This is a genomic window from Pseudoalteromonas atlantica (assembly GCF_043641955.1).
Classification (GTDB): domain Bacteria; phylum Pseudomonadota; class Gammaproteobacteria; order Enterobacterales; family Alteromonadaceae; genus Pseudoalteromonas; species Pseudoalteromonas atlantica_A.
The window spans coordinates 192216-215964 of record NZ_JBHZRV010000007.1; the positions used below are offsets into that span (position 1 = coordinate 192216).

General features: G+C 40.2%; 20 protein-coding genes. 11 read left to right on the top strand and 9 right to left on the bottom strand.

Features of this window, described 5'->3' with window-relative positions; genetic code table 11:
• The first annotated feature begins 166 nt into the window (after positions 1 to 166).
• Both ACHUE3_RS14715 and ACHUE3_RS14720 read left to right on the top strand, forming a co-directional pair.
• Positions 167 to 1549: an FG-GAP repeat domain-containing protein gene (locus ACHUE3_RS14715; RefSeq protein WP_394193123.1), complete on the top strand. Its 1383-nt coding sequence runs from the start codon at positions 167 to 169 to the stop codon at positions 1547 to 1549.
• 530 nt (positions 1550 to 2079) lie between these two features.
• A complete protein-coding gene (locus ACHUE3_RS14720; protein WP_394193124.1) occupies positions 2080 to 2820 on the top strand; it encodes a hypothetical protein in 741 nt (246 codons plus the stop codon).
• 89 nt (positions 2821 to 2909) lie between these two features.
• Here the strand turns inward: ACHUE3_RS14720 and ACHUE3_RS14725 are convergent, their stop codons facing one another.
• Positions 2910 to 3521 carry a flavin reductase family protein gene (locus ACHUE3_RS14725; RefSeq protein WP_394193125.1) on the bottom strand — a complete coding sequence of 204 codons (612 nt, stop codon included), beginning with the start codon at positions 3519 to 3521 and terminating at the stop codon, positions 2910 to 2912.
• A gap of 116 nt (positions 3522 to 3637) precedes the next feature.
• On the opposite strand from ACHUE3_RS14725, the gene ACHUE3_RS14730 reads away from it, so the two are divergent.
• From ACHUE3_RS14730 to ACHUE3_RS14755, 6 genes are all read left to right on the top strand, one after another.
• On the top strand, positions 3638 to 4951 hold the full coding sequence (locus ACHUE3_RS14730; protein WP_394193126.1) for a DASH family cryptochrome: 1314 nt from the start codon (positions 3638 to 3640) through the stop codon (positions 4949 to 4951).
• A 2-nt stretch (positions 4952 to 4953) separates the two neighbouring features.
• On the top strand, positions 4954 to 6468 hold the full coding sequence (locus tag ACHUE3_RS14735) for a cryptochrome/deoxyribodipyrimidine photo-lyase family protein (protein ID WP_394193127.1): 1515 nt from the start codon (positions 4954 to 4956) through the stop codon (positions 6466 to 6468).
• The gene (locus ACHUE3_RS14740; protein WP_394193128.1) at positions 6458 to 6616 is read left to right on the top strand and encodes a DUF2256 domain-containing protein; all 159 of its coding nucleotides are present in this window, start codon (positions 6458 to 6460) and stop codon (positions 6614 to 6616) included. The genes ACHUE3_RS14735 and ACHUE3_RS14740 overlap by 11 nt, the downstream gene beginning before the upstream one ends.
• Before the next feature lie 183 nt (positions 6617 to 6799).
• The gene (locus tag ACHUE3_RS14745; protein ID WP_394193129.1) at positions 6800 to 7354 is read left to right on the top strand and encodes a TFIIB-type zinc ribbon-containing protein; all 555 of its coding nucleotides are present in this window, start codon (positions 6800 to 6802) and stop codon (positions 7352 to 7354) included.
• Positions 7355 to 7485: 131 nt separating this feature from the next.
• Complete coding sequence (locus tag ACHUE3_RS14750; RefSeq protein WP_394193130.1) at positions 7486 to 7623, top strand: DUF2256 domain-containing protein; 138 nt, start codon at positions 7486 to 7488, stop codon at positions 7621 to 7623.
• 121 nt (positions 7624 to 7744) lie between these two features.
• Positions 7745 to 8173, top strand: coding sequence for an OsmC family protein (locus ACHUE3_RS14755; protein WP_394193131.1), 429 nt, complete (start codon positions 7745 to 7747; stop codon positions 8171 to 8173).
• 305 nt (positions 8174 to 8478) lie between these two features.
• Here ACHUE3_RS14755 and ACHUE3_RS14760 read toward each other — a convergent pair whose 3' ends face one another.
• The 7 genes from ACHUE3_RS14760 to ACHUE3_RS14790 form a co-directional block, all read right to left on the bottom strand.
• Positions 8479 to 9000, bottom strand: a complete 522-nt coding sequence (locus tag ACHUE3_RS14760; protein ID WP_394193132.1) for a hypothetical protein — start codon at positions 8998 to 9000, stop codon at positions 8479 to 8481.
• Positions 9001 to 9205: 205 nt separating this feature from the next.
• Entirely contained in the window at positions 9206 to 9610 is a 405-nt protein-coding gene (locus tag ACHUE3_RS14765; protein ID WP_394193133.1) for a hypothetical protein, read from the bottom strand.
• Positions 9611 to 9919: 309 nt separating this feature from the next.
• Positions 9920 to 10303 (bottom strand): hypothetical protein, encoded by a 384-nt coding sequence (locus ACHUE3_RS14770; protein WP_394193134.1) that lies wholly within the window; start codon positions 10301 to 10303, stop codon positions 9920 to 9922.
• 211 nt (positions 10304 to 10514) lie between these two features.
• Positions 10515 to 10868 carry a biotin/lipoyl-containing protein gene (locus tag ACHUE3_RS14775; RefSeq protein WP_394193135.1) on the bottom strand — a complete coding sequence of 118 codons (354 nt, stop codon included), beginning with the start codon at positions 10866 to 10868 and terminating at the stop codon, positions 10515 to 10517.
• A gap of 39 nt (positions 10869 to 10907) precedes the next feature.
• The gene (locus ACHUE3_RS14780) at positions 10908 to 16850 is read right to left on the bottom strand and encodes a DNA repair ATPase (RefSeq protein ID WP_394193136.1); all 5943 of its coding nucleotides are present in this window, start codon (positions 16848 to 16850) and stop codon (positions 10908 to 10910) included.
• Positions 16851 to 16921: 71 nt separating this feature from the next.
• Positions 16922 to 19024: a hypothetical protein gene (locus ACHUE3_RS14785; RefSeq protein WP_394193137.1), complete on the bottom strand. Its 2103-nt coding sequence runs from the start codon at positions 19022 to 19024 to the stop codon at positions 16922 to 16924.
• Positions 19025 to 19079: 55 nt separating this feature from the next.
• On the bottom strand, positions 19080 to 19700 hold the full coding sequence (locus ACHUE3_RS14790) for a DUF1449 domain-containing protein (protein WP_394193138.1): 621 nt from the start codon (positions 19698 to 19700) through the stop codon (positions 19080 to 19082).
• 632 nt (positions 19701 to 20332) lie between these two features.
• Between ACHUE3_RS14790 and ACHUE3_RS14795 the strand changes: the two genes are divergently transcribed.
• Both ACHUE3_RS14795 and ACHUE3_RS14800 read left to right on the top strand, forming a co-directional pair.
• Positions 20333 to 21139 carry a hypothetical protein gene (locus ACHUE3_RS14795; protein WP_394193139.1) on the top strand — a complete coding sequence of 269 codons (807 nt, stop codon included), beginning with the start codon at positions 20333 to 20335 and terminating at the stop codon, positions 21137 to 21139.
• A gap of 249 nt (positions 21140 to 21388) precedes the next feature.
• On the top strand, positions 21389 to 21733 hold the full coding sequence (locus tag ACHUE3_RS14800) for an energy transducer TonB (RefSeq protein WP_394193140.1): 345 nt from the start codon (positions 21389 to 21391) through the stop codon (positions 21731 to 21733).
• Between the two features lie 142 nt (positions 21734 to 21875).
• Here the strand turns inward: ACHUE3_RS14800 and ACHUE3_RS14805 are convergent, their stop codons facing one another.
• Complete coding sequence (locus ACHUE3_RS14805; RefSeq protein WP_394193141.1) at positions 21876 to 23366, bottom strand: dipeptidase; 1491 nt, start codon at positions 23364 to 23366, stop codon at positions 21876 to 21878.
• Positions 23367 to 23547: 181 nt separating this feature from the next.
• On the opposite strand from ACHUE3_RS14805, the gene ACHUE3_RS14810 reads away from it, so the two are divergent.
• Positions 23548 to 23691: a DUF2986 domain-containing protein gene (locus ACHUE3_RS14810; protein WP_394193142.1), complete on the top strand. Its 144-nt coding sequence runs from the start codon at positions 23548 to 23550 to the stop codon at positions 23689 to 23691.
• The last annotated feature ends 58 nt before the right edge of the window (positions 23692 to 23749 follow it).

Genomic DNA, 23749 nt, shown 5'->3' on the forward strand with positions numbered 1-23749 from the left:
CCATAGCCATAATGGGGACTTCTACATATTCATTTTTCACACATTTAACTGAAGCTCGAATGTAATATATTACACTTGCTTACAAAACTAAGATTGTAAAATCAGCTTATCTGTTAATAATACATTTACAAAAATTACTAACGATTAAAATTAAATGGAATTAAATATGCTCAAAACATTTTTAGCCACGTCAATCCTCTTAGCATCACCGCTTGTACTTGCAAGCCAACAACTTGCTATTAAAACAAACAATGAATTAATAACCACAGATACCTCAATGGCATTTGCCTACAACGATGAGTTACAACAGTTGGCGCAAGTAGATTTAGCAAATAATCTTAATTATATGCTCACACTGCCACAACACTCTTTGGGCTTTGACACGGCGATACTTGCCAACAAACAACACCCTCAAGCATTAATCTTGACCACAGATGGAGTCTACCTTAGTGAAAAAGATAAGAGCGTATTATTATTTAAATATGAGTCCGTTTTAAACCGCTTAGACAGTGATAAATTTACCAAAGTGAACTTTATAATTGATGCCAACAAAGATGGTTTAAGCGATATTCTTTTGCCAGATATTGAAACAAATACCTTGTACATTCAGGACAAACAAGGAAAATTTAACGCGCATACTTTCACTAAACAAGCTCAATTTAAGGGTGACTTTAGATCCAGCCGATTTAAATTAGATATTGATATAAGTATTGCCCCACAGGTCATCGATTTAAACCAAGATGGCCTGACTGACTTAGTATTTTCAAACGAAAAGAACGCCCAAGTATTATTGGCCAATGAAACTGGTTTTGCACAAAACACCTCATATTTAGACTTCAACATGCAACTTGGCAAAACACCGGATGGCGAAACTCTCGAAATTGAATCACTGCTTGATATAAATAACGACGGTTTTGTTGATCTTATTACCAAAAGAGTACCCGACGTTGATGGTATGGATGCAATGAGTGCAACCGTTCACCGTCAACTTCACATGGGGTTAGCCGCTGGCGGCTTTGCACAAAAAGCGTTCAAACTACCTAAAACCAGTATGATAGGCGATATAAAGTTTGATGAAGATTTTGATAACGATGGCCTGATGGATTTACAGCTATTTAATATCGATTTTGGTCTTGGCACCATTGCATCAATGGCAATGGGCGGTGGTGATACAGAGGTAGATGTAGAGTTCTCTGTGCATAAACAACTCACAAGCGGTCAATTCAGTGAAGACCCAAATGCCGATTTTGAAGTAGAAATGCCACTTTCAATGTCTAACAACTCATCACTCAAGCCATTACTGCTCGGTGATATAAATGGTGATAACAAGCTTGATGCCATCTATAAAAGCGGCAGTAAAACGCTGTCAGTCTATTATGGTGAAACCACCGATTTATTGAGCGCCAAGCGCAAGAAAATAAAGCATAAATTACCTGAAAAAAATCACGACATCCTACTGCTCGATATTAATAATGATGCAAAAAAAGACTTCGTGTTTAAATTTACCGACGAAGATGGCACTAGCACGATTAAAACTGTTATTAATTAAAAACAAGCATACTAAGCTTAAGAACAACTTACCTGTCGTATAGCGATTATTGCTATACGACAGATTTAACAGGTCGGCGCGCATATCAGACCGGGCACTTTTAACGAATAAATTGAATATCTTACGATTTAGGCGTGTGCTGAATTTAACTGTCGCGACAAACGAAATAGCGCGAACGAGTTAGCAGCCATAGGCAGCATCAAATCAATGAGTTAACCTGCTTAACTGCTCAGGCTAATAACGACTGTGCGTGGTTAAAATATCATTGCTTAACAATTAAATATTAGGTTTAATTAGGGACATAATAAACGCGGAGTAACGCAGGGATAGCTTAGATACGATAGACACGCCAATGGAATTGGCTAGCTATCAGTTAGGCAGTAAAAAGCCTTTATATAGGTATAGTCGATAGCATAAAAAACACCCACACTGCCACACCGAGCAGGTAGCGCCTCAGTCCAAAAAGCGACACTACAGCACAAACAGCATGTCGCATAAATACTAAAATTTTAGCAATACAAGGAAAAATTTTGAAATACTTTACCATTATTGCACTCCTATTATCTTTCAATTCATTTGCGAATATCTTCGAAAAGATAAATTGCGGTTCTTATGAAACTACTAAATATCCAAATAAGACAGTATTTAAAGGCACTGTTAAAAGCGAGGTTACGGAAGTTGGCGTAAAAGAATTTTTTGAAACTGCCCAAAATGATTCAAAACAAATAATGTGGAAGCTGGAACTTTTGGATAGAGCGACTGGTAAGTACAAAAAATCTTTTCCTAGAAGCTCACCTTACTCGGATCAAAAAACGGCTATTGAACATCAAATAATACAGCCACATGTAGTTATAAACTTGGGGAAAAAAGCCATCACAGGTAGTAATAATGGTGAGTTCGGTGGTGAGTTACTTTTAATTGATGAAAACGATAAGGTCACTCTCATCCAACGTATGAATGTCAAAGATATTTTTGAAATGCCTTTCGGTTTAGTTGTTACATCAGGCTTATCCCATTTATCATGGAATTATGGTGATATTCATTTTATCAACTCGGATTTTGAAATTGAAAAGCTATATAGCTTAGTTGGTATGCCCGAATCATCATGGCAACTAGCAAGTGGTGATCTGCTTATTAATAGTTACCCATCGGGCTCTCAAGTTTTAACTAAGAATGGCTATATGAAGCGTGTGCAATGTATTGCTGACAAAACCATCAAGTTAACGGCGTTACGAACGTTCGGAAATGACACTTTTGCGACTATCAGGTAGCGACTGTTAATCCAATCTGCCAGTGCACGTTAACACTGATTCGCTTAACATTTTGAAAAGCATTATTCCTCTTAAGCTTGATGTCAGCGTTATAAAGTTGGCCGCTTTAAACTAAACATGTCCGTTGTTTTAGTAAACTCATCTCCGCCCAGTTTACCTACGCTCTTTAAAGCTCCTGAGTCAATATAACCATCAACCAGTGCTTCATCGTCAATATAAACCCCAACAACATCAAGTAACATCATTTTCCCACCAGCAGATTGCTCACTGACTGTAATCACCTCGCGGAGGGTGCATTCATAGCGAACTTTTGATGCTTTTACACTGACGGGTTTAACCAGCCGACTTGCTATTGATTCAATAAGTGCCGCATCAAATTCACTGACTTCAGGTGAGTAGTTTACACAGCTTTGGTTCATTTGCTCCACTTGCTGTTCACTGACAATATTCACAACGCACTCTTTGGTGTCGAGTAGATTGCTAAGGGTGTCTTTGTTGCGCATTGCTCTGGGATTAACCTGCGTAACACTCAATACCGGAGGGTTAACGCTTGCTACAGTAAAAAATGAATAAGGCGCAATATTTGCCACTCCATCACTACTAAGCGTACTTACCCACGCAATCGGCCTTGGCGTAATGCCGCCGACTAATTGACTATAGATAGTTAGTTTTTCGAGGGGTTGAGTTAAATCTACAAACACGTATCGCTCGCTTTAATGTTGATAAAAATAAAAAGTCACACGTATTAAACGCGTTTACCGTTTGTCACGTATTGAAACAAAATGGATTAATAAAACCCCAATGGCAAGTTTATTATATGACACACTCTGTATATTGGTTCACTCATGACCTACGGTTATCTGACAACGCGCTACTACGGCGTGCATGCGAGCAAAGCTCATCAATTAGCTTTATTTATTGTATTGACCCTGAGTGGTTTAAAAGCAACCGTTTTAACTGCCAAACATTGGGCGAGCAACGATGGGCGTTTTTGGTTAAATCGCTGCACCAATTAAACAGTCAGCTGAATGCACGTGGCCAACACTTGGTGGTTTACTTTCAAGCGCCGCTGGACGTGATTGATCATTATTACTCTCATCACAATACTCGAGTAATTTACTGCAGCGACCAAATTGGCTTATACGAACGGCAATCCCTCACTGCAATTACTGATAAATACAGCGAGATTACACTTAAACAAAGTAATACATTTACCTTGTATGACATGCATCAACTGCCCTTTGAACTAAGTGAATTGCCTTCAACATTCAGTAAATTTCGTAAAAAGGTAGAATCATCAAACCTCTCGATAAAATCGCCTGTTCAGAGACCGAGCCATTTCCCTGCGCCATTAATTGCCCCAGTACCTTGGCCTAAATCTTTACCTAAGGTTGAACAGGTCAACTGTGAGTTTGATGCAGGCGAAGTGGCCGCTCAGCACCACGTTGAACAGTACTTTTCAAGTTCAGCTCCAAGCGAATACAAACTGACACGCAATGCCCTTGATGGCATGGCAAATTCAACTAAGTTCTCGTCTTGGCTTGCCAACGGTAATGTGTCGGTGCGACAAATCATGCACGCACTGCAAGAGTATGAGCAACAACACGGCGCGAACGATTCAACTTACTGGATTTACTTTGAGCTACTTTGGCGTGAATACTTTCAGCTTTATAGTGTGCGCTATGATCATCAATTATTTGCATTTAGCGGCATAAGCGCAAACAAACCACTCACCAGTTTTTATTCAGGTCGCTTTAAACAATGGTGCATGGGCACAACCCCCTACCCAATTGTTAATGCGTGTATGAAACAGCTTAATCAAACGGGCTATATGTCTAATCGCGGACGCCAACTTGTTGCCAGCTGTTTAGTCAACGAGCTCAAATTAGATTGGCGTTTTGGTGCGGCTTACTTTGAGCAACAACTTATTGATTACGATGTAGCAGCGAACTGGGGCAACTGGCAATACCTTGCTGGGGTTGGCGCTGATCCTCGCTCTGGCAGGCATTTTAATTTAGTTAAACAAACTAACACCTATGATCCTGAAAATACCTTTATTAAGCGCTGGCGGGGTGATGATGTGTATAGCATAGACTCAGCCGATGCTGCAGATTGGCCATTAAGCAGTTAATAATGCGCGAAAAGGTTAATATAGTCTGGTTTAAACGAGATTTACGTTTATCTGATCATCAGCCACTTAAGTACGCGTTTGACAGCGCACTGCCGACCCTGCTTATGTATAATTTTGAGCCGCTGCTCCTTGATGATTCTCATTATAACGAGCGTCATTGGCGTTTTGTTTATCAATCGTTAGTTGAAATGAATAAACAACTCGCGCGCTTTAATGCCCGCGTTTATCTGTTTAACAGTCCAATGGATGAGCTACTCGATTCATTAAACAACCAGTTTGAAATTGTTAGCTTAGTGAGCCATCAAGAAATTGGCTTAAATAATACATTTGATCGCGACAAAGCAGTGAAAAAATGGTGTAAACACCATGCAATAAACTGGCTTGAATTTCCTACCGGAGGGGTTATACGCGGGGCTAAAAGCCGTAAAGGCTGGAACGAACATTGGCATCAATACATGCACAGCCCCATCGCTATTCCAAACTGGAAAAACGTCAATGCGGTGGCATTAAACGATTACCAAGCCCCTGCATTACCCGATGCCTACACAAAGCAAAACCCGCACTTTCAAATAGGCGGTGCGTTGGAAGCGCAGCAAGTCATGCAAAGCTTTTTTGAAAGTAGAGGCAAAGGCTATCAAAAAGGCATTTCAAGCCCCAGTTTAAGCCAAACCCATTGCTCAAGGCTCTCGCCTTACTTAGCGTGGGGCAATATTAGCCTTAGGCAAGTGTACCAAAAAGCAATTGACGCATATGACTCAAAACACCCTGACAAACGAGGCTGGAAGCGCCCACTAGCGGCGTTTGTTTCGCGCTTACATTGGCATTGCCATTTTATGCAAAAGTTTGAAAGCGAATGTTCAATGGAGTTTAAAGCGCTTAACGCAGGGTATCATCAGTTTCCCTACCGCGATGACGATAAAGTTGCTGGCGATATAAAGCGTTGGGCTCAGGGGCAAACAGGTGTGCCGATTATTGACGCCTGCATGCGCTGCTTAAAACACACCGGTTACATTAATTTTAGAATGCGCGCCATGTTAGTAAGCTTTGTGACCCACCACTTAAACATTAGCTGGCAGCAAGCAAGCTTCCCCTTAGCTAATTACTTTTTAGACTTTGAGCCAGGCATTCACTATCCGCAAATTCAAATGCAAGCCTCAGTAACCGGTATCAACACCATTCGCCATTACAATCCGATCAAGCAGTCTGAAGATCAAGACCCTAACGGAGAGTTTATAAAAAAGTGGTGCCCAGAACTTGAAAAACTGCCCATAGAATACTTACATGAACCATGGCAACAAACGCCCATGGAAGCATTATTTAACGACTTTAAAATAGGCGAAGACTACCCTGAACCTATGGTGGATTTAACAAAAGCCTCAAAAGAAGCGCGCGATAGGCTGTGGCAATACCGTGAACGGCGCGATGTACAACAGGCCATCCCAGCGATACTCAAAGCTCATGTAAGCATTACACCGCGACCAAAAAACACTAAAAAGAAGCGTAACAATGGCGCATAAGAAATTACATTTACCGCAAAAAACCTGCCCCGTTTGCAACCGTGACTTTACCTGGCGCAAAAAATGGCAACGGGACTGGGACAACGTAATTTATTGCTCGCAGCGGTGTAATAAAACAAGCCGGCTTATTTTAAATTCAACTAGTTGACTAAACATAACAAAGCTTTGTTATCACCTCTTAAAATACGGTAACATAAAACTTCTTAGTGCGGCCGTTGTCGCAATCAAACTTGAACGCAAATAAAAACTAAATTATGAGATGCTTTTTAGCTGCTTATAATAATTTTAAGCATATAAGCTCTTCAAGTTACAATATAAATTAAGGGACACTATGAATTGTACAAGTTGTGGTAAAGGGTTACTTAAACCTAGTTTTATTGAAGGTCAATTTCGTTCGCATACATGCACGCACTGTAATGGCCACTGGATACTAATCGAAGACTTTGCAGCTTGGAAAGAACGTAATCCAAACTTTGCGTTTGCTGAAAACATCTCATTCGAAGCCGACGCTACAGACACTAAAAAAGCATTAATTTGCCCGGTATCAGGTGTCATTATGCGGAAATTTCGTATTTCATCATCAACTGACCACCGTATAGATTACAGCGCACCGGTAGGTGGTATCTGGTTAGATGCGGGTGAGTGGGAATTACTAAAAGAAGAAGGCTTAGCTGGTACACTGAACGCAGTAGTAACACAACAATGGCAAAACCAAATTCGCGAGCAAAGTACCAAACAAAACTTTAGTGACATATATGCTGATAAATTTAGCAATGAAACTTATGAAAAAGCAAAAGAACTCAGGGAATGGTTGAATGCACAGCCGCAAAAAGCTGATTTAAGAGCCTATTTATTAGCCGAAGATCCATACTCTGCAGAGAAGTAATATCTTAATTTAGCAAAATTATACTGCCATTATTGATACTTAAAAATAGATAATGGCAGTAGAGTTACCGTTACCTAAAAGCTCATGTAAGCATTACACCGCGACCAAAAAACACTAAAAGAAGCGTAAACATGGCGCATAAGAAATTACATTTACCGCAAAAAACCTGCCCCGTCTGCAAACGTGATTTTACCTGGCGCAAAAAATGGCAACGAGACTGGGAAAACGTAATTTACTGTTCAGAGCGGTGCCGGCGAAACGCAAAATAAACCTTGGTGTTAATATTGCAAAACCCTACTCGAGTATCGTGTTAATACCGATTAGTCGGTATAAGCATGAAGAGCTTGCAATGTTATTGCAAACTTTACACAACAAACCCAAGGAGACATTATGACGATTAAAAAATCAGCATCAGCCAATTGGTCTGGGGATATTAAATCAGGTAAGGGTTCAATAAGTAGCGAAAGTGGTGCACTTGAGAGCCAGCCATATGGGTTCAACACTCGCTTTGAAGGAAGATCAGGCACTAACCCAGAGGAGCTGGTTGCAGCAGCCCACAGTGCCTGTTACAGCATGGCGTTATCACTGGCACTCACTGAAGCGGATTATATAGCCGATGACATCAAAACTACCGCAACCGTTAGCCTAGATGAGGTTGATGATGGCTTTGAAGTGAGCCACATTGCGCTTAATGTTGAGGCTAAAATTGAGGGTATTTCGCAATTGAAGTTTGACGAACTGTGCGTACAAACCAAAGAGGGTTGCCCTATCTCAAAACTGATGAATGCTGAGATATCACTGTCTACACAGTTAAATTAATACATTAGTTAACTATTAATTATTTTAAGCCAAGCTATTTTGCTTGGCTTTTTAATGCCTAGGCAAATACGCTACTTATACCAATTCGCTTAATTAATGAGTCAATTTTGAGGTAAAAAAACCTCGTAGATAACAAGGCAAAAATTACGTTACTTAGTTGTTCTCGTCAATTGCTCCTGCATCCATGCAGTCGTAAATCAAAAGTTTTGAACGCCGTTAGCGTCAGGTTTAATCCCTCAAAATGATTTAGTATCATTACGGGCTGATATTACTAGCTTAAAATTTTTTGCTACAGTAAGCTTATATTAAAACTTATCCTTACATGCTTGGGATACACCATCAACCATGCTCACTGTTTTTATTAGCGCCCTTTTAAAATCTGCGGCTTGTTCTGACGTGGGTACTATTTCATAAATACTTGCTGAGCAGCGATGTTGGTCGCCAATAATAATTTCATAATCTTTATTTTTATCAAATGTATGCGAAATGAAAGTACCACATTTAAATGTGTAGTGATTTTGAACGGCCATAATAAATTGCGCTTTATTAGCAGGAACTAAAATCTCATGGGCAGCCCCATTTGGGTAATCCCACAAAGGCATACCTAATCGCTTAGAAGATTCAGCCCACGACGCCATTGGCTCACCAATTAATCTTAACCACGTTTTTTTATCATCACACTGTGCATTACTGTACCCATAGACCCATGTGTGGTCATTGCCAACACGCGTACCAATTCTAACATTTGCAGTATCGCCAGAGGTTGGAACCTCATACTGTACTGCACACCCTGTTAGTAAAAACAATAAAACTAGATACTTCCACATGAATGACTTTCCATTAAGTTATGAGATTGAGATAAGGTGATTATATAAAGCCACCTAAAATTTACCGAAAGGAATTTTACACGTATTCAAATGAAAATATACCTTTTCAAGGTACTTTTGTTGATGTGCTAAGTTAGCTCCATTAGCTAGCTGATTTTAAAAACACAACTGATTGCTGGGCGAACCCTGGCTTTTCCTTACGGGATCAGTTTTGATGCGTTTGTTCGGTTTTATTTTTGTATTGAACATACATAACCCTTACCCTATTTCCGCTTGTGCCCCACGCACTTTTATTAACTGGGGTCTTTAGTATTGCCCTTTTGATTACACGGGAATGAATTCTTACAGGTTGTTCAAACAAAACTTTATAATTCGTAATCTGACCTTCACTTGTAACATCAAATTTAACTTCAGATTCTGAATTTACATACGAGCAAGCAGACGGCAATGAGGCTCTAACTTTTAAACGGTCTTCGGCAAAAAGTTGTGATGTCTTACCTAAATACTCCACTTTAGTTTGGAAGGTATCTAATGCCGTTATAGAAGGATCACTGCAAGCTTTTACCTCGCCGAATTGTATAGCACCTATCATAAGTAAAATACTGAGCATAATTTAAACCTAATACTGCATTAAGGGGACTAGAATTGTGGTTTATACTAAGGAATGAAAACTAATTTTCGTTACCATCTTTCCCCCAAATTAAAGACGTTATTTATCGAAAAAGTCGTATCACCAATGAGGTCATACTGTAACATCAAAGTACCAATGTAACACTCTGATTTTTTATTATGTACTCAAACTCCACATAGACTAAACGCCCTTAGCATTACGGGTAATACTTGGCTAAAATAAAGCAAAAAATAAACGCTAGGCAAGCATTTGACGTTATTTTTGATGTGTTTTTATATTTAAAATATTCTATTTCTCAATAATTGGCGGGCTTAAATTAAAACGGAATTTTATTTTCTCTCTAAACTCAATTGGAAAATCAATTGTAATATCATGTGATGTAGCCTCCTGGGAGGAAAAGTGTCGTTTTGATGAATTTAGAGCTTCTTCAATTGGCGCTAAAGGCAAAGAAGAAGGCGTCAAAACCAAATTTTCAATTTTAACAACTTTCCCTTTTTTGTTAAAAGATATCTTAGCAGTAACCTTTCCTGTCTTCGCATTAATAACCGTTCCTTCTTCAAAAACTGGATTTGGCACTTCCACAAGTACTTCTGCAATATCTATATTCACCGAAGGCATACAAGCAAGGCTTGAAAAGCTAAAAGTTAAAAGCGCAATAAAGAGATACTTCATAGTGACTTTCCAAATATAACCATTTTATCAAAGAGTACCTTCCCCACATTTTAACTTGGGAGGTGGACATAAAAAACGATAAATACACAATCGAAACTATAAACCTGCGGGTCAAATTTCGACCTCAAATAATATTAATCCACTATCCACTCATGGCTTATTGGCAAGTGAGACTTATACGTTATGAGCGCTGGTGGTTGCCCAATGAAAATTAACCCGCTGCTGTTAGTTGCTGCTGTGCTAGCAGTTTTTTGAGTCGCTCGTTTTCTTCTCTTAATAATGCGAGCTCTTCTTCCATCGGTAATTTTTTATCTGCGGTGTGCTCGCCGTGGCGTTTTTCGCGTAGATGCATAATGACTTGTTCTGAGCTTACAATGTCACCTACTTTAGCTTTAAAGTTATGAATAACGCCTGCTTGTGGTGTCACAACCTCTAACACGGCTTTTTCAAGCTCTACATCAAACAATGCTTGATTAGTGATAACTTCCTGTCCATCGTTAACGTAAATAGCGGCAATTTTTGCCTCGCCCATTGAGTCATATAATTCTGGTGCGTTGATTTCCATTTCTTTTTCTCCTTTAAATTCACAAACAACTGATGTTTTTTATAACAGTGTTGGCATAGAACCATCTTGCTGATCTTTTTCACTTACCTGCGTAACCACTTGCCTAGGCTGATTTTTTATTGCACTTATCAATGCCTCTAAGGCTTGTTTTTGTTCGCTGTGTTGCAAAGCGTTTTGTTGCGTATTATCTACGTTTTGCTGTGCGATAAGCTCAAGCACATCACGATTATTCGCAGTCTTTAATTCACTCAGAAACTGACTTACTAAGTGCTGAGTTTGCTCGTTGCTATTAGTACTTTTTAGCGCAGTTAATATCTGAGCTAATTTTTCACTGTGATCCAGTGTAGTCAATGCGCTAAGCAATTGCTCACTCAGTGTTTGTATTTGTACCTCACTACCAGCAAGTATCGCCTGCTGTAATGCTAAAATAGCTGTATTAGGGTTAGTGTTGGTTATCGCTTGGGTAAGCTCTGCAAGCTCGGCTTTAGTATTTAATTGCTCGGTTTGGCTATTTAACGCAGCAATAAGCTGTTGCACACCGTGTTGCATATTATTATTTTTAATACAGTGTTGGAGCTGCTCACTTAGTGCATCAATATGCGAAGATGTATTATTACTCGCTATGGTCTCTATCAAGGTTTGCAGCTGCTCTTTATTATCTAAAGGGGCTAAATATTCTGCTAACTGCTGCCCCAGCATAGCTAATGTTTGATTCGTGTTATTTGCAGCAATGCCTTTCGTTAGCGCTGTTAATTCACTTTTATTGTTTATTGAACCAATACTTTCACCTAGCTGTGCAGCTAAAGTATTTAACGTGTCATTAGTATTATTTTCAGTTGTTGCTTTAACTAACGCATTTAGTTGTGCTTGGGTGTTATTTTCAGCCGTGTTGTCTGCTAGCTGTTTAAGCACGTCTTTGTACGGTGTTTGCCCAAGGCCGCTTTCAACAGCTTGAGCAAGCGCTTGTATCGCATGGTTGTTATCTGTCCCTTGCACATTGAGCCCAAGTGTTTGCAATAATTCGCTGTAATCGTGACTGAGGTTAGTTTTGCTCAATTTGCTGGCAATACTTTGCAGTGATTCATGCAAGTAACTCATTTGCTCAACTGCCATCATTACGGGGCTGCCTGCGCCATCAAGCTTATTTAATCGCACAAAGTCTTGTTTGATTTGTGCAAAGCGCTGCTGCTCTTCATCACTGAGTGTACCGCGCAGTTCACCTAATTTAAGTAAGTTTTCTTCTGAGCCTTTACTGAGAGTTTGCGCCTCGCCGCGATAGTGATCGCGAATTAAGTTTTCAAGCTCTTCATCGTTCATGGCAGCGACAACCTTCTCTGCCATTTTGTTCATATTGCGGTAGCTACCTTGCAGTTTAAAAGGCGGCTCAGTGCGGTAGTTGTTATCTTGTGCAGCTGAAGCGATGTACTGAGCGTTTACTTTTAGTACTGTGTTACGAATGGTCATTAAACGGGTTAACACCGCTTTAATTTCGTTTGCCTCCGCTTGAGAGTAACCATGTTCAAGCTCATTTAATGAGATGTCTTCGCCCTCGCAAATACGTACAAGCTTGTATAAATCTTCCATATTGCGATTAGCAAGCGGCGCAAGTACTGAGTTTGAGGTCAGCGCATTTTCAATAAAGCTCATAGCAAACTCTTGTTCGCACCCTGCTAAGGTATCACCTAAGTTATATATATCGGCGCGGTTGGCTAACATGTCGGGTATTTTAAAACTCTCGCCAGATTCCGTGTACGGGTTACCCGCCATAACCACAGCAAACTTTTTACCGCGTAAATCGTAGGTTTTACTTTTACCGTTCCACACCCCATCGATACGGCGTGAACCATCACACAATGAAATAAACTTTTGTAAAAACTCAGGATTAGTGTGCTGTATATCATCCAAATAGAGCATCACGTTATTGCCCATTTCAAAGCTTTGGTTGATTTTAGCAATCTCTTTTTCTGCGGTTGCATTAATCGCTTGCGCTGGGTCAAGTGAGACTTGGTCGTGGCCTATTGATGGGCAGTTTACTTTTACAAAGGTCAGCCCCAGTCGATTTGCCACGTATTCAACTAGCGTTGTTTTACCGTAGCCGGGTGGTGATATAAGCAATAACATGCCCATTAAATCACTGCGTTTATTTTTACCCGCAGAGCCAATTTGTTTAGCTAAGTTATCTCCAATAATTGGGAAGTACACTTTATTAATAAGCTGATTACGCACAAATGAACTTAAAGGCCGGGCTTTAAATTCATCGAGTTGTAGGCGCTCTTTTTGCTCTGCAAGTATGTCAGTACGCAGGCGGTGATATTGCTCAAATGCAGGCACTTGCTCGGTGATATAGTCCCGTGTACGAGCATAAAATTCAGCGTAATCAAGATTAAGAACCTGCTCTTTTACCCGCTTATGTTGCCCCATAAGGTTTTCAACGTGCGTTGCTGGGGTTACATCTAGCACTTGGTAAGTTAGCCCTGTACTGGCACTTAAATGTAAATAATTAGCGGCTTCAGCCTGCACAACAGAGCTTATCTCTGGATAATGTAAGCAATACGCGTTTAACCAACTTAAATACAGCAAAGCACGCTCATCGGTGCTGTTTACATTTTTGCGCGCGCTTTCTAATTCGCCACTAAAGCCTTTTACCTTTGCCTCACTAGTAAACTGTTCTGCAAGCTTTTTAGCCTGTTGCGACACTACAAAGCTAAACTTATCTGGTGCTTTTTGTTGCGCTAATTGTTGGATCAAATAACCGGCGGTTAAATCGCATGAAAAATCAGTGAAGCGCTGGCAAAGTAATGCAACTTGCGGCAAGAAATGACTGACTTGCTTACTTATTTGATCAGTTAAATTGGTGATAAATTGTGTTGCTGTAAAGTGTTTATCCATCAATATGGCATTACTTGCCTGATGATAAAAATTGCTTAACTGCTCTGTACTTAATTGCGCACTAAATAACTGCGCAATGATACGGCAACTGGCAGGGTAAATAAGTAAATCTAGGGTACTTTTTTGTGTCAGTAAGGTGCTTAAAATAGCGCAGGCATCGTGATCATGTATGCCCTTTTCATAACCCTCTTGGTAGCGTGGTTCAGCAAATTTTTGTACTAAACTTAACAAGCTACCATCCGTTTGCGCATCGTGTAACTGGCCAAAAGTAAGCGAGTGTTCGCTATTTTCACATGCCAATAATAGCTGCGCCGCAAGGTACTCACCGCGATAAACTGCGTCATTCTCAGATACTAGGGCTTGTTGCCATAAATGCTTACTTTGCTCAAGTGTGGCAAGGCTTTGCTCATCTTCAATGGCTTCAAAATAATCAGTGCCTGTTAGGTGCAGCATTAATTGCTCATTACGCGGCAACAGCGTTAAATCAAGCAGTTGCTTGTTTACACTAAATGCATGCTTACCAATGCTGACCGTATTACCGCCATCGGTGTAAATATCTTGCTTGTCACGCAGTGAACGTATGCCCTGATCTTTACTCGCTTTGAGTTTAGATTGAATATCATCAGCGCGTATTTCATCGCCTAATTCTTTAAGCTCGTCGGTTAATGCGCGTAGCTTGCTGATCATCGGATCGGCGGCAAAGTAGGTATTGAGTTTATCAAGCTCAGTAAAGCTTTGAGCGCGGCGATTTACACCTTGTAAAATACGCTCTGCAGCATTGGCTAAATTAAGAGCGCGGCGCTGGCGGGCATCAATCAGGCTTTGTTTGTGTGCTTCAAAGCTTTCGTAAACGTCATCACGCTTGGCAATAATTTCGCTTAGGTATTCATCAAACTCACTAAATTGAGACTCAAGCTCTTCAAGCTGGATAAGTAGCCTTGATAATTGGTCGTCACAGGCTTCGGGGGTTTTTGCGTTATTAAGGGCGTTGGTAATGCTTTGCGAAAACAGCTTAAACCGTGCTGCAAACTCCGCTTTTGCCTCAACACTGCCTAAGCTTTTTTGGCGTATTTCAATACTGGCTTTTGCGCGATTAACCAGTGCATACACAGCGCTAATATCTTCTAATATTTGCGTGCGCACGCGGCTGTCATCAATATCTAAATCAAGCATGGTGTGGTTAAGCAAATCAAGCTCTACACTTTGCTCATCCAGTGCTGCAATATAGGTTTTGAGCTCGCTGACACTTTCGCTTTTTGTGCTCAGTGCTTCAAGCTCGCCTAATTTATCATGGTAAGGTTGCAAGGCACTGTCTTGCTGTAAAAATGCTGCTGTAGCTTGGCTTACTTCGCTGAGCTTTTCATCCACTTGCTTTTGTAGATTGTTGAGGGCGTCGAGATCAATGTACTTAATATCTTCAAGGCTAATTATTTGCCCTTTTAATATTTTGAGTGCATCAATAGCTTGCACAAACTCGGGCGCGGCTTTAAAGCTGTCTGGGCGTACATCACGGGTGACCTCTGTGTACTGCTTATTAATATCGACCAGTGATTGTTTTGCTTTATTTTGAATTTCAGTGACTTTTTCAAACTCGTCAAGCACTTGCTCGGCGGTTTCAAAAATACTGTGCAAGCTTGTTGCAATCTCTGCAAATTCGCTCTCGTTAAGCCAATGGTAGCGGTCAAAAATGTTACGGCTCAGCGCTATCATATCTTCATAATGATTAAGGCTTGGGCTTTGCTCGCTAATGGCTTTGCACACACTGTATAAATCAGAAATACCGCGAACTAAATCAGGGTTGCCTATTTTGCCAAAAAAACTGGTTAAAGGCGGCGTATTAGCGGCAAACTCACTGGAGACAAACGGGCTTTGCCAAATTTGTATTGGGTGTACGCGCTCCGCTTCGTCTTTATCTGCTTTAAAGGTCAGTGTTAAACCATCGTTGTAAATAGCGTAGCCGTGGCAGTAAATCGGGTTTTGTAGGTTTTTATCAATAATGTTGTAGGCAAACAGCGCATAGCGTCCTTCACTTGGTTCGTAAAACACATACAAAACGTCTTCACCGTTCGGTGATTTAACATGACGATGAAACTCTAAATCATCTATTTGTTCTTCAAAAGAGCGCGCTTGGCCTGACTGTAAATAATAACCACCGGGAAAAATAATCCCGTGATCTTCAGGTAAAGTAACACATGCACTGCCAATAGCATCTTGGCGCATAACCTGTTGCGTACGGGTGTTATAAATAAAATAACGCCATGCTTTTTCTCGGTATGGCAGTATTTTAAGGAGTATCAAATCCCCCACCAGCGCATAATCAACATCACTGTCAGCAAGGGATTGATTTTTATCATCCACCGCTTCTTGGTAAATGCCTTCGCCTGTGTCTGTGCTGTTTTCAATTTTTATGGTGAGTGTGCCGCCAGTGGTTTCAACAAACAGTTGGTCGGCAATGTTTATGTGGGCAAAACGCCCTTCAATGTGATCGTTGCGATCCGTATTGAGCCATTCAAAATCGTAGTCATGAGCGTGTTGAATATCTCGCTCACCGCGGTTATCAATGTAATTAATGGTGTTATCTGGGTGAATTTCCCAGCGAAACACGCGCACATCAGATAACTTGTCACCAATTTGGAATAACGCAAACAGCTTGCCATTTTGCTGATATAAGTGCTGTAGGCTGGTTTGTTTGTAATAGGTATACAGCTCTTCAAAATCGCGGATAAAACGGCTGTCGGTTAAAAATCGTGTGGTATCAGGGTAAGGTTCTATTTCGAAGTGGTCATCTTGTTCAACCAACTTTTGTACGCTAAACACATCACTAATTGCGGTTTCTTTTTTTAACCCTAACTGTACGTTATAAGCAAAAATAACTTTATCACCCACAATAACAATATCGCGGGGGGTGCAGTTTTGTTCAGTACGAACGCGTACGCGCCCTTTGACTTGTAACTCTGTGCTGCCAAACTCTTCAATACGTTGCTTATTTACTGTGTCTATTTGGGTTTTTAAATCAGTGCCAAAATTAGATAAGCGGCGCTTAATTAAATCGTACGAGCCTTGCTCTAGCGCTTGTTGAGTTACGTCCGTCATGAAAACCTTTCCTGATATTTAATAAAAGCAAGCCGCAACATTTGCTGTTACGGCTCTTAGCATTGGCAAAACTAGTCTTTGGGATCTAGTTTAATTTTATCATCTAAGCCGCCACCTAAATTACCACCTAACATGCTCAGTAATTGGCTTTTTTCAGCTGCCGTTGTATTACTTAACTGCTTAAGTAATTTACTCATGTTAAAGTTCTTGAGTGTTTCAGCTGAGCCATTTGCCCCAGCTAATACACCTTTTAGGTCTTCTATTAAATTACGGTCGCCGTTTAAGTGATCTTTAAACACCGTTTGCACTGTTTGGCTTTCATCAACGAGGCCGTCAATTGATTTACCTAAACTGATTGCACTCATAAACTGGTTAAAGAACTGGCCGTCACCGCCCATGATATTAATATCAGCATCACCCAATGCTTTTGCCATAATATGAGCTTGATGCTCAGCAATGTCTTTACTTGCCGAAATTTTAGCTAGTACTAGCTCTTTTTGTTGGTTTAGTTGCAGGGTAAAGCTTTCGTAATCACGGGCATCTTGATCCATTGCATTAAGCGCTTGTAGCTTCTCTTCAAGGCCTTTTGCCTCTGCTCGCATTTTACGCTCAAGGTTAATTGCTTCTACTTCACCTTGTTTTTCGTTTGCATCAGCCATCGCGGATTGAACTTGAGCTTGTGTTAAGCCAATTTCACGGTCACCTTGTGCTTGCGCTTCAAGTTTTTGTTGCAGTACACGCGCATCTGTTTCACCTTGTATTGCATTTGCCTCTGCCTTCGCTTTAATTACGTCAGCTTCTGCAAGGCCAATAGCAGCGGTTTCAACTTGCTGTGCTTGCGCTAAAATCTTTTTAGACTCAGCCTGTTGGTTTGCAATTCTCAGTTCAGCATTAGCCATTGTTTCAAGCTCACGGGCTTTGTACTCTGCCGCTTGCTCTTGCGCTTTGGCCGCTTCAATATCTTTTACCAGTGCTTCTTCAGCTTCGGCTTTAGCACGAATAATGATTGCTTCTTTTTCACGTTCCGCACCAGCCAATACTTGTACATCTTTAATACGTTCTTCTTCTTCGGCCACTGATTTTTCAACAATCACACGGTCGCGCACTACATCAGCAATTTCTTTACGCTCAACCTCTAAGGCCTTTTCTTTATTGATGCGTAAAATTTCGGTTTCTCTTTCACGCTCGATCACTTCAATTTCACGCGAGCGCGATACCTTTTCTTCTTCAATACCGAGCACACGTAAACGGTTTTGCTCTGCTATATCAAGTTCACGTTGCTTGTTTTGTTCGGCGATTCCAATTGCTTCATCGGCTTGTAAACGTGCTTGCTCTGATTTGAGGCGCTCTTCTTGGCGCACTTTTTCAGCTTCTGCAAATTCACGGGCTTTAACAGTTTCAATTTCACGCACTTGACGTGACATGGCATCTTGCTTTTGACGCTCAATTTCGAGTGTTTTCTCGGTGGCCTCTTGGTTTTGAATCTCAATTTTAGCGCGCTCATCACACTTTAATTGGTTGGTCGATACATTTTGCAAAGCCGTCATTTCAGTAATGCGACGAATACCTTCAGCATCTAAAATATTTTGTGAATCTAATTTATCTATTGAAGTTTGCTCAAGGTAATCAATCGCAACATCTTCAAGAGTATAACCAGATAAGTCTTGGCCTATCACTTCTTTTATGTTGTCACGAAATTCATTTCGATGAGTAAATAACTCAACAAAATCCATACGTTTACCAACGGTTTTAAGTGCTTCAGAAAATTTAGCCTCAAACAGTTCTTGCAGTGTGTCGTGCTCTGATGCACGGGCACAACCCACATGTTTTGCAACACGTAAAATGTCTTCTTTGTTTTCATTTACACGAATGTAGAAAGTAATGGCAATGTCAGCACGGATATTGTCTTTACAAATTAAGCCGCCTTTGTCTTTGCGTTCAAGCACCATGCGCTTGGTCGAAATATCCATGATTTCCATTTTATGGATCACCGGATACACAATGCCACCCGTTGTGGTGACATCTGGCTCGTTTTTCATTTTGTTAATGATCAGCGCTTGCCCTTGCTCAACTTTACGATAAAACTTGCCGACAATAAGCAAGATAGCAAAAACGATCGCTATTGCTATACCTACAAACGTAAGTATAGGGATGAGGTTATCTAAAAATTCCATGTTATGTCCTAACGTGATTACCGATTTTTATAAGTTACAAGCATTACTAAGCCGATTACCACGGCTTGCTCGTTATGGTGTAACAGTGTTGCTCTTTGAGGTGTTCAAGCAACACGGCTGTGTCACCTGAGGTAAATTGTTCATCATCGCTGCTGCGAACTTGAATGAGTTGCTCAGTTCCCTGAAACTGCACGCGAGCCTGACCAAATGTGGGGGTCACTTTTCCTGTAACTACAATGCATTCTAAACCGAGTAAGTCGGCACTTGATGATGTTTCTGCACTGGTAAAAAAGCGTTGCAGTGGTTTTGAAATAATCGCTGCAACTGGCATGCTCACTACCATGCAAATAACGACCATTATTAAACCCGAAACATAAAATAAGACGCCATCTCCTAGCATATAAGCAAAAAACTTATGGGCATATATACTCACAAGCCAGCTGATCATGACAATTAAACTCATCGATACTGTGATTGGCACACCACCAAAACCCATATTAAACCATGACGGCATACTTGAGCTTTGCGCAGCGTCGGCATCTATATCAATATCTGCCTCAAACATATCAATATCAGCAAAACCGAGTAAGGTTATTAGCCAAAAAAGTACGACAACTAAAAGAAAGGCTGTAAAAATAGCCGTGGGAAAGGTAAGCGCTAAATTTAAAAATTCCATTATGACTGCTATCCAGTTTTTATATTTATTATCCTTATAAAATCTTTTTACCATTTTACGGCACAATTGTTAAGAAATTTATAAGAACAACCTTCTCTATTAGCAAATACTAGTTAACCACCTTAAACGACTAAGTTATATTCGTTCTCACTCACTTGTAACCCATACTCCTATACCCAAACCACCTCAAGATGCGAGTTTCAGTTGGAATTAAAAGCGATTTAGGCAAGGCATTGATTGCAAATAATAGTGGTTCTATTGTTAAAATTAATAACGCAGTATAAATCGCTTTTAAACCAACCCGTTGGGCGTTTCACAGGAACTTACTCTCAGCGTTGTTACTTCTTAAAAGGGATGGCCATTCTTGCAAAGTAACGCCTTGATATTAAGCCCCTGTGAAACGCTGAATTCTGCATCTTGAGGTGGCTTGGGTATACACACCATGCTTAAAATAGTCTATTCAAAAAAAACATTCCATTGACATAAAGATGGGTTGTTGTACCTTTTATTTATAGAAAGTGGTTACCCTTGTATATATTGTGTGCTTTTTATACTAAATAAAAGTGCATACAAGGTGACCAACTCAAATTAAGTCCTATTTTGCACTTGAGACCAATAAATACGAGGGAATGATGAACAAAAATTTTATGATTTATGCTGTAGTGCTCATGCTAATTGCATGTGGTGGCGGAGGCTCAACAAACACATCACAAAGCGCAACACCAGTTACCACTCCCCCTGTTCAAACTGACCAATCAACGGACAATTTAGCTATTCCCAACAATCAAGAGTCAGAGGTTTATAACATTTTAATATTAGGTAACAGTCATGTCGCGGGCATTGAGGTTTTACTAACTAAAATATTTACTCATGCAGATGCCGATAAAACCGTAAATATTGAAACTCGTGGGGGAGCATTTCTCGATAGTATAGTGAACAACACCAGCATTATTGAAACACTGCAAAATAACCAATGGACACATGTTATTTTACAAGGGCAAAAATACTCTCAAAGCCACTCTGTTTTATACCCTATTGATGCGACAGTTACTTGGATTAAGCGTGCTAAAGCGATAGGAGCCACACCAATTCTTTTCCCAGAGCACCCACTTAAAAATAGGCCGGATGATGCCGTTTACGTGCATGGTATTCACACTGGCATTGCTGAAAATCAATACAGTTGCGTTGCTCCTGTTGGATTAACGTGGAATAAAGCGTTAAAGCTGTCTCCGGGATTAGACGTTCATAGCTCAGATGGAAACCATGCAAAACAGCTCGGTAAACTACTCACTTCACTCGTTTTATATGAAACAATTACAAGTGAGCCTGCTGACTTATTAGCGTTTGCCGATACACTGCCTGGTGACGACAATACACAAGCCTTATTTGGCCAAGTGACTTCTCAAACGATAATTGAAAATCCACCTTGTAAATTTTAATTCAAAGTTTATACATTTGTTGCATTCTAAAGATGGATAAACTTTCATTAAATGGTTGTTGCCTCAATTATTTGGGTCTTCCTGCTTTACTGCACAGCCTATTTAAAAAACCTAATACATAAGCGATAACTTTAATGTTATAGGCATGGTTTATAACTTTTCACAGCTCAACTCTACTTATAAACGCAATTATTTAGTATGGTATGTTAACAAAGTTAAACTTTGTTAACCGATTAAATGGAGCTTAAAATGAAGTTTTTGTTAATTATTATAATGAGTATGTTTGTCCTTCCTGTCTTCGCAGATTCGCCAGACAACTCAAAAGATGCACAGCCTATTATTAGGATCCATCCTAAGTATCCTATTGAATTAGCGCGTTTTGGGGTTGAAGGTTGGTGCCAACTAAGATTTTCAGTTGATGAAGAAGGCGCAGTGGCTGATACAGAGATTATTGAGTGTTCACATAAAGGTTTTGCAGAGACCTCGCTAGAGGCTTTGGGTAAATGGACATATAGCCCTAAAACAGTAGCAGGAAAACCCGTTAAGCAAGAAGGGCTATCTACTCAGCTAGACTTTAAATTGAACTTTAAATAATCAATCTCAAAAAACATTTGCCTCTTTAGGCTTTTTCACCTCTTAACCAGCTCTTTGGTTAAGAGGTGTACTAATGTGCTCAATGCAATTCGCTTTAAAAATAGTAGCTAGCGATAGATTTATTATTGAGAGTTTAAGTAAATTACATATTGCCCAACCTGATCATCATCGCGGTATACATTTTGAGGTTTAACTTAAGCTGCTCAACCGTAATGAACTCATGCTCTGAATGGCCTGTGTATTTTTTACCTGGCATAGATGGGCCAAACGATACGGCATTTTCAAATAACTTCGCGTTCGTACCGCCACCAATTGATACAAAGCCTGCATCTTCGTCACCGGTAAAATGTTTAAATATATCTAGTAATGCTTGAGCATGCGGCGCGCTATCAAGCAACATTGGTGTACCTATCACGATATCAGTGTTCTTTAATTGCACTTGATTACTCGCTTGCCAATTTGCCAGAGCTTTATCTATTTGCTGTTGCAATTTCGCTTCATCTTTACCAACAGGGCGGCGCATATTTACAGATAAAGTAATATCATTACCATCGCGTTTTAATAATGTTGGTGAGACCGTCATCGGGCCCATAAAGTCATGGCTATACGCAATTTCGCCAAAGTTATTACCATATAAATCAAGGCCAATAAGCTGGTTGATAAACTCTATGGCTTGACCGTCACTGTTGTTCTCAAGCTCGATACCTTTAAATACCTCTGCCAAGTGAGCAATGGCATTAAACCCAGCCTCAGGCTCAGATGAATGCGCTGACGTGCCTTTTACTGATACTTTAATGCCTTGATTAACCTCAGTAACCGCTACTTTAACATCCTTGAGTGTAGCAATATTAGTATTAAGGGTTTCAATATCTGCATCGGTTGCGTTATGTAACACAACACTGGCATCCTCTGGAATTTGGCTAACAAATGCGCCACCTTTTAGGTCACTCACATATACACCTGATTGAGGTGATGTACCTGTAAAGGTGGGCGCAACTAAACTCCAGCCTTTTTCAGCGACAACCACAGGATAGGATGCATCAATGGTGACCGCGTATTTAGGTTGCTGATAAGTTTTCATAAACTCTTCAAGCGGTTCCCAATCCGACTCTTCGGCTAAATAAACCATTAACTCTATACGGTTCTCAAGCTCAATATTTTGATCTTTTATAGCTTTCATTGCATAAAGTGCTGTAGCTATAGCGCCTTTGTCATCCTCTGTTCCACGTGCGATTAATTTACCCGGCTCTGAGGTGCTGTCTATTTTAAACGGGCTTTGTTGCCACTTACTCGCATCAGCCGGTTGCACGTCACCATGAGTTACAATGGTTACTTTATCGTTTTGTTCACCCATGCCTATTAGCACTGTGTGCCCTAAGTCTTGGTAGTCAAAGCCAAGTGCAGCCGCTTTCATTTTTAATAACGCTTTAAAGCCAATAAAATCAGGGTTTGTTAATGTTGAAACCCCTTCTTTATTAACCGTTGGGTAAGAAACTAAATTAGCCAAGGTATGAATTTGGGTGTCTTGATAGGTTTCTACTGCGTACTTTGCAGCATCCTGACTAATTTGGTCAATATTCGCATGGCTACTTGCGGCCATTAATGCAAGACTCGCTAAAGCAAACTTTTTCAAAGCAAATTCCTATAAAATGAAAGGGAAAGAAGACACCGCAATTGTAACGCTGTAGAGACACATTAAGCCAGCGTTGTACCGACGAAGTTATTATTTCACTCAGTGAGATATTTAATTAGCTTATAAATACAATAACGCTGTATACTACGCCACCAATTTTAAGCATTAGCAGCAGCCAAAAATGAACCGCAGAAAGAAAATCGTTACTAAATTTCAAAAGAAAGATAAGCGCGCAAACGCTAAATTACATAAAAGTAATAAACCTGCCTATGTGTCAAAAGCTGATCGTGAAAAGTTAGCGCTTGAAGATGAACAACAGTCTTAAAGTTAAATTATTGTTATAAACAGTATATTAAACACTTAACAAACCGCTTTATTTTGAG